This window comes from Bacillus sp. SSR7 (genome assembly GCF_055902415.1).
In genome coordinates this window covers 404,232-412,272 of sequence record NZ_JBVVXV010000003.1, presented here as the reverse complement: position 1 = coordinate 412,272, position 8,041 = coordinate 404,232, and the positions used below count along the sequence as shown (strand labels likewise).

General features: G+C 36.3%; 7 protein-coding genes. 5 read left to right on the top strand and 2 right to left on the bottom strand.

From position 1 onward, the window contains the following. Positions 1 to 498: 498 nt before the first annotated feature. Positions 499 to 1,092: a biofilm matrix protein CalY gene (gene calY, locus AC0NJG_RS09475; protein ID WP_000053729.1), complete on the top strand. Its 594-nt coding sequence runs from the start codon at positions 499 to 501 to the stop codon at positions 1,090 to 1,092. A gap of 71 nt (positions 1,093 to 1,163) precedes the next feature. Here the strand turns inward: calY and AC0NJG_RS09470 are convergent, their stop codons facing one another. Continuing rightward, positions 1,164 to 1,487, bottom strand: coding sequence for a helix-turn-helix domain-containing protein (locus AC0NJG_RS09470; protein WP_000578882.1), 324 nt, complete (start codon positions 1,485 to 1,487; stop codon positions 1,164 to 1,166). A gap of 79 nt (positions 1,488 to 1,566) precedes the next feature. After that, complete coding sequence (locus tag AC0NJG_RS09465) at positions 1,567 to 1,701, bottom strand: anti-repressor SinI family protein (RefSeq protein WP_000276223.1); 135 nt, start codon at positions 1,699 to 1,701, stop codon at positions 1,567 to 1,569. Between the two features lie 341 nt (positions 1,702 to 2,042). Between AC0NJG_RS09465 and inhA1 the strand changes: the two genes are divergently transcribed. From inhA1 to potB, 4 genes are all read left to right on the top strand, one after another. After that, entirely contained in the window at positions 2,043 to 4,433 is a 2,391-nt protein-coding gene (inhA1, locus tag AC0NJG_RS09460) for a M6 family metalloprotease immune inhibitor InhA1 (protein WP_474063000.1), read from the top strand. A gap of 171 nt (positions 4,434 to 4,604) precedes the next feature. Then, on the top strand, positions 4,605 to 5,972 hold the full coding sequence (locus tag AC0NJG_RS09455; RefSeq protein WP_087951728.1) for an aldehyde dehydrogenase: 1,368 nt from the start codon (positions 4,605 to 4,607) through the stop codon (positions 5,970 to 5,972). A 238-nt stretch (positions 5,973 to 6,210) separates the two neighbouring features. Further along, positions 6,211 to 7,194, top strand: a complete 984-nt coding sequence (gene potA / locus AC0NJG_RS09450) for a spermidine/putrescine ABC transporter ATP-binding protein PotA (RefSeq protein WP_000720319.1) — start codon at positions 6,211 to 6,213, stop codon at positions 7,192 to 7,194. Continuing rightward, positions 7,191 to 8,039 carry a spermidine/putrescine ABC transporter permease PotB gene (gene potB, locus AC0NJG_RS09445; RefSeq protein ID WP_000715498.1) on the top strand — a complete coding sequence of 283 codons (849 nt, stop codon included), beginning with the start codon at positions 7,191 to 7,193 and terminating at the stop codon, positions 8,037 to 8,039. Before potA ends, potB begins: the two co-directional genes overlap by 4 nt. The last annotated feature ends 2 nt before the right edge of the window (positions 8,040 to 8,041 follow it).

The following is an 8,041-nucleotide window of genomic DNA, read 5'->3' as shown; positions in this document are numbered from 1 at the left end:
AAGAGAGTAAGAAACAAGAGGAAGCGAAAAAACTAGAAGAGAGTAAGAAACAAGAGGAAGCGAAAAAACTAGAAGAGAGTAAGAAACAAGAAGAGCAGAAAAATAAAGATAGCAAGTAAAATATAGTAATATTCTAGAGTAGATAGGGATCATAAATAAATAGGTGAGGAGAGCACTATCACTCGCCTATTTCTCATGTCCTGCTCATTTTAGTTAGATGGATAAGGCTATTAATTAGTGGGGATAGGTCAAGAAATCAACAATATTATTTTGATTTTTCAACATTTAACTGAAAAATCAAAATAATATTGAGAAATAAAAATAACTGAAAATATTAATAAATATGTGTTGTATTTAGATAGTGGTGTTCGTTATAATGAACGTAAGGTTTTTAAAAAAGAACAAATATTAGCTAAGCTAATATAGTTTTAGTTACATCTCTTATTTTAAATAAGAGATAGCAATAAAAATATAAAAAACAGCTAGGGGGAATTGATTGTGAGTCTGAAAAAGAAATTAGGTATGGGAGTTGCATCAGCAGCATTGGGGTTATCTTTAATTGGTGGAGGAACATTTGCATACTTTAGCGATAAAGAAGTATCGAATAATACATTTGCGGCTGGGACGTTAGATCTTACATTAGACCCTAAAACGCTTGTAGATATTAAAGATTTAAAACCAGGGGATTCTGTTAAGAAAGAGTTCTTATTAAAGAATAGCGGTTCATTAACAATTAAAGACGTTAAACTAGCGACAAAGTATACTGTGAAAGATGCAAAAGGCGATAATGCTGGTGAAGACTTTGGTAAGCACGTTAAAGTGAAATTCCTTTGGAACTGGGATAAACAGAGTGAGCCTGTATATGAAACAACTTTAGCAGACTTACAAAAAACTGATCCAGATCTTTTAGCTAAAGATATCTTTGCTCCTGAGTGGGGAGAAAAGGGTGGATTAGAAGCTGGTACAGAGGATTATTTATGGGTACAATTTGAATTTGTAGATGATGGAAAAGACCAAAATATCTTCCAAGGTGATTCATTGAATTTAGAATGGACATTCAATGCTAACCAAGAAGCTGGAGAAGCAAAATAATAAAAAAAGCGGGTATCCCCCGCTTTTTTTTAAAAGAAAAAAGAAGTGCGGTTTGTAAGCACTTCTTTCTATTATTTTTGATCTTGCTTCCATTTTGTAAATTCAAGAAACTCACGAAATTGTTCTTTGGAGACACCTGAGCTCATTGCATCTTTAACGAGTTGTGTCCATTCGGAGTCTAAGTGATTTTCCTTTGTTGTTTCATCATGAAGTAAAGTATCAACTGGAATTTGTAGAACTGCTGCGATTTTTTCAAGAAACTGAATGGAAGGGTTTTTTTGTAAATTGCGTTCTATAGAACTAATGTAAGATTTAGCAACACCGGCTTTTTCGGCAAGTTCAGTTAATGAAATACCTTTTTGTAAACGCAGGCGTTTTATACGTTCTCCAATCATATTTGCGCACCTTTCTATCAATATGTCGTCGTCTTATGATGTCATTATTATAACATAAACTTCGCTAAAAAGAACAAACCTATTGAGCCTGGCTTGATGGTCTCATACGTTGGAAAAAATGTTCGATATCTTGCAAGGCGATACCGGCGTCTAGAGCTTCAAGTATTAAATCAATCCATTCTTGATCCAATGTGTCAGTCTTATCTTTGTACAAATGTAATTCCTCCCTAATTATCGGTCATAACTGCTGCTACAGAATACGTGATAATGCAATCGGATTTTGTATTTATGTAGTGAATTATCAAATATTTTGTAGATAAAACAAAGATAAAATCCCCATTAAATTCCCTCTATGGCGATTATAAAGTTTCTGACAAATATTTTCAATATTTTCAGAAAACATTGTTGAATTGTGATATATTCGTATGCTAACTATGGAATTTTTACAAATATATTAAAAACATTACATGATATGACTAAATATTGAAAAAATATTGAATTTTTAATAAAATTCAATTTGTAATACATATTATTTATTAGGGGAGGAAATAAGGGATGAACAAGAAACCGTTCAAAGTTTTATCATCAATCGCTTTGACAGCTGTATTAGGCCTTTCGTTCGGAGCTGGTACTCAATCTGCATATGCTGAAACACCTGTAAATAAGACAGCTACGAGCCCAGTTGATGATCATTTAATTCCGGAAGAACGTTTAGCGGATGCGCTAAAAAAACGTGGGGTAATTGATTCGAAGGCTTCAGAGACAGAAACAAAGAAAGCTGTCGAAAAATACGTAGAGAACAAAAAAGGTGAAAATCCTGGGAAAGAAGTAACAAATGGGGACCCACTTACGAAAGAAGCATCTGACTTTTTAAAGAAAGTGAAAGATGCAAAAGCAGATACGAAAGAAAAGTTAGATAAACCTGCAACAGGAACACCTGCAGCGACAGGACCAGTTAAAGGTGGGCTAAATGGTAAAGTACCAACATCTTCGGCAAAGCAAAAAGCGTATAACGGTGATGTTCGTAAAGATAAAGTACTCGTTTTACTTGTAGAGTACGCTGACTTTAAACATAACAATATCGATAAAGAGCCAGGCTACATGTATTCTAATGATTTCAACAAAGAACACTATGAAAAAATGTTATTCGGTAATGAGCCATTCACATTAGATGATGGAAGTAAAATCGAAACATTCAAGCAATATTATGAAGAGCAATCTGGTGGTAGTTATACAGTAGACGGAACAGTTACAAAATGGTTAACAGTTCCTGGGAAAGCTGCTGATTACGGTGCAGATGCTGCTAGCGGTGGTCATGATAATAAAGGGCCAAAAGGACCACGTGACTTAGTGAAAGATGCATTAAAAGCAGCTGTAGATAGTGGTATAGATTTATCAGAGTTCGACCAATTTGATCAATACGATGTAAATGGTGACGGAAATAAAAATCAACCAGACGGTTTAATTGATCATTTAATGATTATTCATGCGGGTGTTGGACAAGAAGCAGGCGGTGGTAAATTAGGTGACGACGCAATTTGGTCACATCGCTGGACTGTTGGACCAAAACCATTCCCAATTGAAGGCACACAAGCGAAAGTTCCATATTGGGGTGGAAAGATGGCAGCATTCGACTACACAATTGAGCCAGAAGACGGAGCAGTTGGTGTATTCGCACATGAATATGGTCATGATTTAGGTCTTCCAGATGAGTATGATACACAATATAGTGGTCAGGGTGAGCCGATTGAAGCTTGGTCTATTATGAGTGGCGGAAGCTGGGCTGGTAAAATCGCTGGAACGACGCCAACGAGTTTCTCACCACAAAATAAAGAGTTTTTCCAAAAAACAATCGGTGGTAACTGGGCAAATATCGTAGAAGTAGATTACGAGAAATTAAATAAAGGTATCGGTTTAGCAACATATTTAGACCAAAGTGTTACGAAATCAGCAAGGCCAGGTATGATTCGTGTAAACTTACCTGATAAAGATGTAAAAACAATTGAGCCAGCATTTGGTAAGCAATATTATTACAGCACAAAAGGTGATGATCTTCATACGAAGATGGAAACACCACTGTTCGATTTAACGAATGCAACGAATGCAAAATTCGATTTCAAGTCATTATATGAGATTGAAGCAGGTTATGATTTCCTTGAAGTACACGCTGTAACAGAAGATGGTAAACAAACGTTAATTGAAAGACTTGGTGAGAAGGCTAATAGTGGAAATGCAGATTCGACAAATGGAAAATGGATTGACAAATCATATGACTTAAGCCAATTCAAAGGTAAGAAAGTAAAATTAACATTTGATTACATTACTGATGGTGGTTTAGCATTAAATGGATTTGCTCTTGATAATGCTTCATTAACAGTAGATGGTAAAGTAGTATTCTCTGATGATGCAGAAGGTACACCGCAATTAAAATTAGATGGCTTTGTTGTATCTAACGGAACTGAGAAGAAAAAACATAACTATTATGTAGAGTGGAGAAACTATGCTGGTGCAGATAACGCATTGAAATTTGCACGCGGTCCAGTATTTAACACTGGTATGGTCGTATGGTATGCGGACTCTGCTTACACAGATAACTGGGTTGGCGTACATCCAGGACATGGTTTCCTTGGTGTAGTTGACTCTCACCCAGAAGCAATTGTAGGAACTTTAAATGGTAAACCGACAGTTAAGAGTAGTACACGATTCCAAATCGCTGATGCAGCGTTCTCATTCGACAAAACACCAGCTTGGAAAGTTGTATCTCCAACGCGTGGAACATTTACGTATGATGGCTTAGCGGGTGTACCGAAATTTGACGATTCGAAAACGTATATTAACCAACAGATTCCAGATGCAGGACGTATTTTACCGAATCTTGGTCTGAAGTTTGAAGTAGTAGGACAAGCTGATGATAATTCTGCAGGTGCTGTTCGTTTATATCGTTAATACAGTAAAACTACCGAGAGATTTTTTTTCGGTAGTTTTTTTGTGAGCAATGAATTTTATATAAAAGAAGAAATTATATATAATGTAACTTTACGAATAGAAATTTATTATATATGAAGTCTATATAAATAATGAAAGAATTGGATGAAAATAGTGGGAGAAGGTGAATGAATGAGTGTTTCTTCTATTGTAAATAAACAAAAAGCATATTTTTATAATGGCCATACGAGAAGTATAGAAGTGAGAAAGAATAATTTGAAGAAGCTTTATGAAGGCATTCAGCGTTTTGAAGAAGAAATATTTCAGGCGTTGAAATTAGATTTAAATAAGTCAGTTCATGAGTCGTTTACAACGGAAGTTGGATATGTATTAAAAGAAATTTCCTTTCAATTGAAGCATATTTCATCGTGGAGTAAACCGAAGCGTGTTCGAACAGCGCTGACTCATTTTGGATCAAAGGGGAAAGTAGTACCTGAACCGTACGGTGTGACACTTATTATTGCACCGTGGAACTATCCGTTTCAATTAGCAATTGCGCCACTTGTAGGAGCGCTAGCAGCTGGAAATACAATCGTTTTAAAGCCGTCAGAGCTAACGCCAAACGTTTCTAAAGTGATTACGGGAATGTTAGAGGAATTATTCCAAGAAGAACTTGTAGCAGTAGTAGAAGGTGGCGTTGAAGAAAGTACCGCTTTGCTGAAGGAACCATTTGATTATATTTTCTTTACAGGAAGTGTGGGCGTTGGAAAAGTAGTAATGGAAGCAGCAGCAAAACAGTTGACGCCGCTTACGTTAGAACTTGGCGGGAAAAGTCCATGTATTGTACATAAAGATGCGAAAATAGATGTAACAGCAAGAAGGATTGTGTGGGGAAAGTTTTTAAATGCAGGGCAAACGTGTGTAGCGCCTGATTATATGTATGTGCATGCTTCCGTGAAAGAACAGTTAATTGAAGCGTTGCGACATGAAATTGAGGAGCAGTATGGAAAAGAGCCACTGCACAATGATAATTATGTACGAATTGTGAGTGAACGTCATTTTGAACGTTTATGTACGTTTTTGAAAGATGGTAAAACTGTAATTGGCGGGAACTATAAAAAAGAAACTTTACATATAGAACCAACAGTGTTAACTAATGTTACATGGGAAAGTGCTGTTATGGAAGACGAAATTTTTGGTCCGATTTTACCAATTATAGAATACGACAACATAGAAGATGTAATTGACACGATTCAGCAACACCCGAAGCCGTTAGCGTTATATGTATTCTCTGAAGATAAAGGAGTGCAAAAGAACGTAACGAGTAATATTTCGTATGGCGGAGGCTGTATTAATGATGTCGTCTATCATCTTGCAACGCCATATTTACCTTTTGGGGGCGTCGGAAGTAGTGGATTAGGGAGTTATCATGGGGAAGAAAGTTTTCGGACTTTTTCACATTATAAAAGCATTTTAGCCCAATCTACGGCATTCGATATGAAAATTCGTTACTCTTCTACAAAAAGTGCTTTAAAATTCATACGAAAGTTGTTAAAATGATGATGGTGTTTATCAGTAGGCGTAGCCGTATGATAATAACCCCTTCGCAATGGAAGGGGTTTTTCTGTTCGACATTATGTATCATGCGAAAATGAATCAAACATACTACATAAAGAATAGAAGTGAACGCTTGCTAAATAACCATTTTTGTTTGGATCGAAACAAAAAATAGTCTATAGAACATAAATATTTATTCATGAATATAAAAATTTAAATTTGAGGTAGATAGGACGGGAAAATGAAAAAGATTATTAAAGTTGAAGCAGTAGAAAAACATTTTGGAAATCAAGTGATTATCCCACCGCTTTCTTTAGATATTAAAGAAGGAGAATTTTTAACTATTTTAGGGCCGAGTGGTTGCGGAAAAACGACGTTACTTCGTATGATCGCAGGATTTGAAACTCCAACTAAAGGGAATCTTTTATTAGATGATGAAAAGATTAACGATTTGCCACCATATAAGCGTCATATGAACCTAGTGTTCCAACATTATGCGCTATTCCCACATATGAATGTGGAGAAAAATATTTGTTTCGGTATGAAAATGCAGAAAGTACCGGCAGCAGAGCAGAAAGAGCGTGCTGAAGAGGCAATGCGTTTAACGCAGTTACTTGAGTTCCGTAATCGTAAACCTGCAAAGCTTTCTGGTGGACAGCAGCAGCGTGTAGCAATTGCGAGAGCGATTGTAAATAACCCGCGTGTACTATTACTAGATGAGCCACTTGGGGCGTTAGACTTTAAGTTAAGAAAAGACTTGCAACGTGAATTAAAAAACTTACAACGTAATTTAGGAATTACGTTCATATACGTAACGCACGATCAAGAAGAAGCGATGAGCATGAGTGATCGTATCGTTGTTATGAATAAAGGACATATTGAACAAATTGGAACGCCGAAAGAAATTTATAATAAGCCGAAAACGTTGTTCGTTGCGACATTTATCGGTGAAAATAATATTGTAAAAAACGGGGAAGGCTATGTAGCAATTCGTCCTGAAAATGTAAAAGTGCGTTCGGTTGAAGAGCCAATTTTAAAAGAATACCACCTTGGACATATTGAAGACATTGAGTTTGTTGGAAATATGGAGAAGCTTTATGTACGTGATGAGAAAACATCAGAATTACTAATGGCATATCAAACTGCTGAAGAAGCAGCACAGTGGAGCATTGGAGATAATGTATACGTAGGCTGGGAGCAAGAGGACGAGGTGACCTTAAATTGAAAAAAGGGAAATTACTCGCACTACCTACAGTCGCATGGCTGTTAATCTTCTTCCTAATTCCCCTTCTGTTTGTATTGGCATTTGCCTTCATGCAGCGCGGAGCATATGGGACAGTAGAAATGCAATTTACATTAGAGAACATAGAACGTGTATTTGATCCATTATATATGGGGACGTTATGGGAAACAGTAAAAATTGCGGTTATTACCACAGTAATATGTTTACTGATCGGTTATCCATTTGCATATACAATTACAATTGTCGATCGCAAATATCGTTCGATTCTTTTATTATTGGCAACAATCCCGTTTTGGATTAACTTCCTTGTTCGTTCTTACGCATGGATTGTTATTTTACGTTCACAAGGTCTTGTAAACACATTGCTATTGAAGCTAGGTATTATTAGTGAACCTTTAAATTTACTATATAATACACCTTCTGTCATACTCGGAATGGTATATTCTTTATTACCATTTATGATTTTACCAGTGTATGCAGCGATCGAGCAGCTTGATAAGCGTAAGCTAGAAGCAGCTTATGATTTAGGGGCAACACCAGTAAAGGCATTTTGGAATGTTACAGTACCAATGACGATGTCAGGGATTGCTACCGGTTCTATTTTAGTGTTTGTTTCTTCTATCGGAATGTTTGTTGTATCAGACGTTATGGGTGGATCGAAAGTAGCATTAATCGGAAACGTAATTCAAAATCAATTCTTAGGAGCGCGTGATTGGCCGTTTGGATCTGCGTTATCTATGATTGTTGTTCTATTCTCTGTTCTGTTAATTTACTTATATTATCGTGCAACGAAAGTATATAAATATGATGGGAACGGAGGGGAATAGGC

Excerpts from the sequence above, each read along its gene's own strand:
- AC0NJG_RS09470 (WP_000578882.1), bottom strand. The coding sequence starts at position 1,487 with ATGATTGGAGAACGTATAAAACGCCTGCGTTTACAAAAAGGTATTTCA.
- inhA1 (WP_474063000.1), top strand. The coding sequence starts at position 2,043 with ATGAACAAGAAACCGTTCAAAGTTTTATCATCAATCGCTTTGACAGCT.
- potA (WP_000720319.1), top strand. The coding sequence starts at position 6,211 with ATGAAAAAGATTATTAAAGTTGAAGCAGTAGAAAAACATTTTGGAAAT.
- AC0NJG_RS09455 (WP_087951728.1), top strand. The coding sequence starts at position 4,605 with ATGAGTGTTTCTTCTATTGTAAATAAACAAAAAGCATATTTTTATAAT.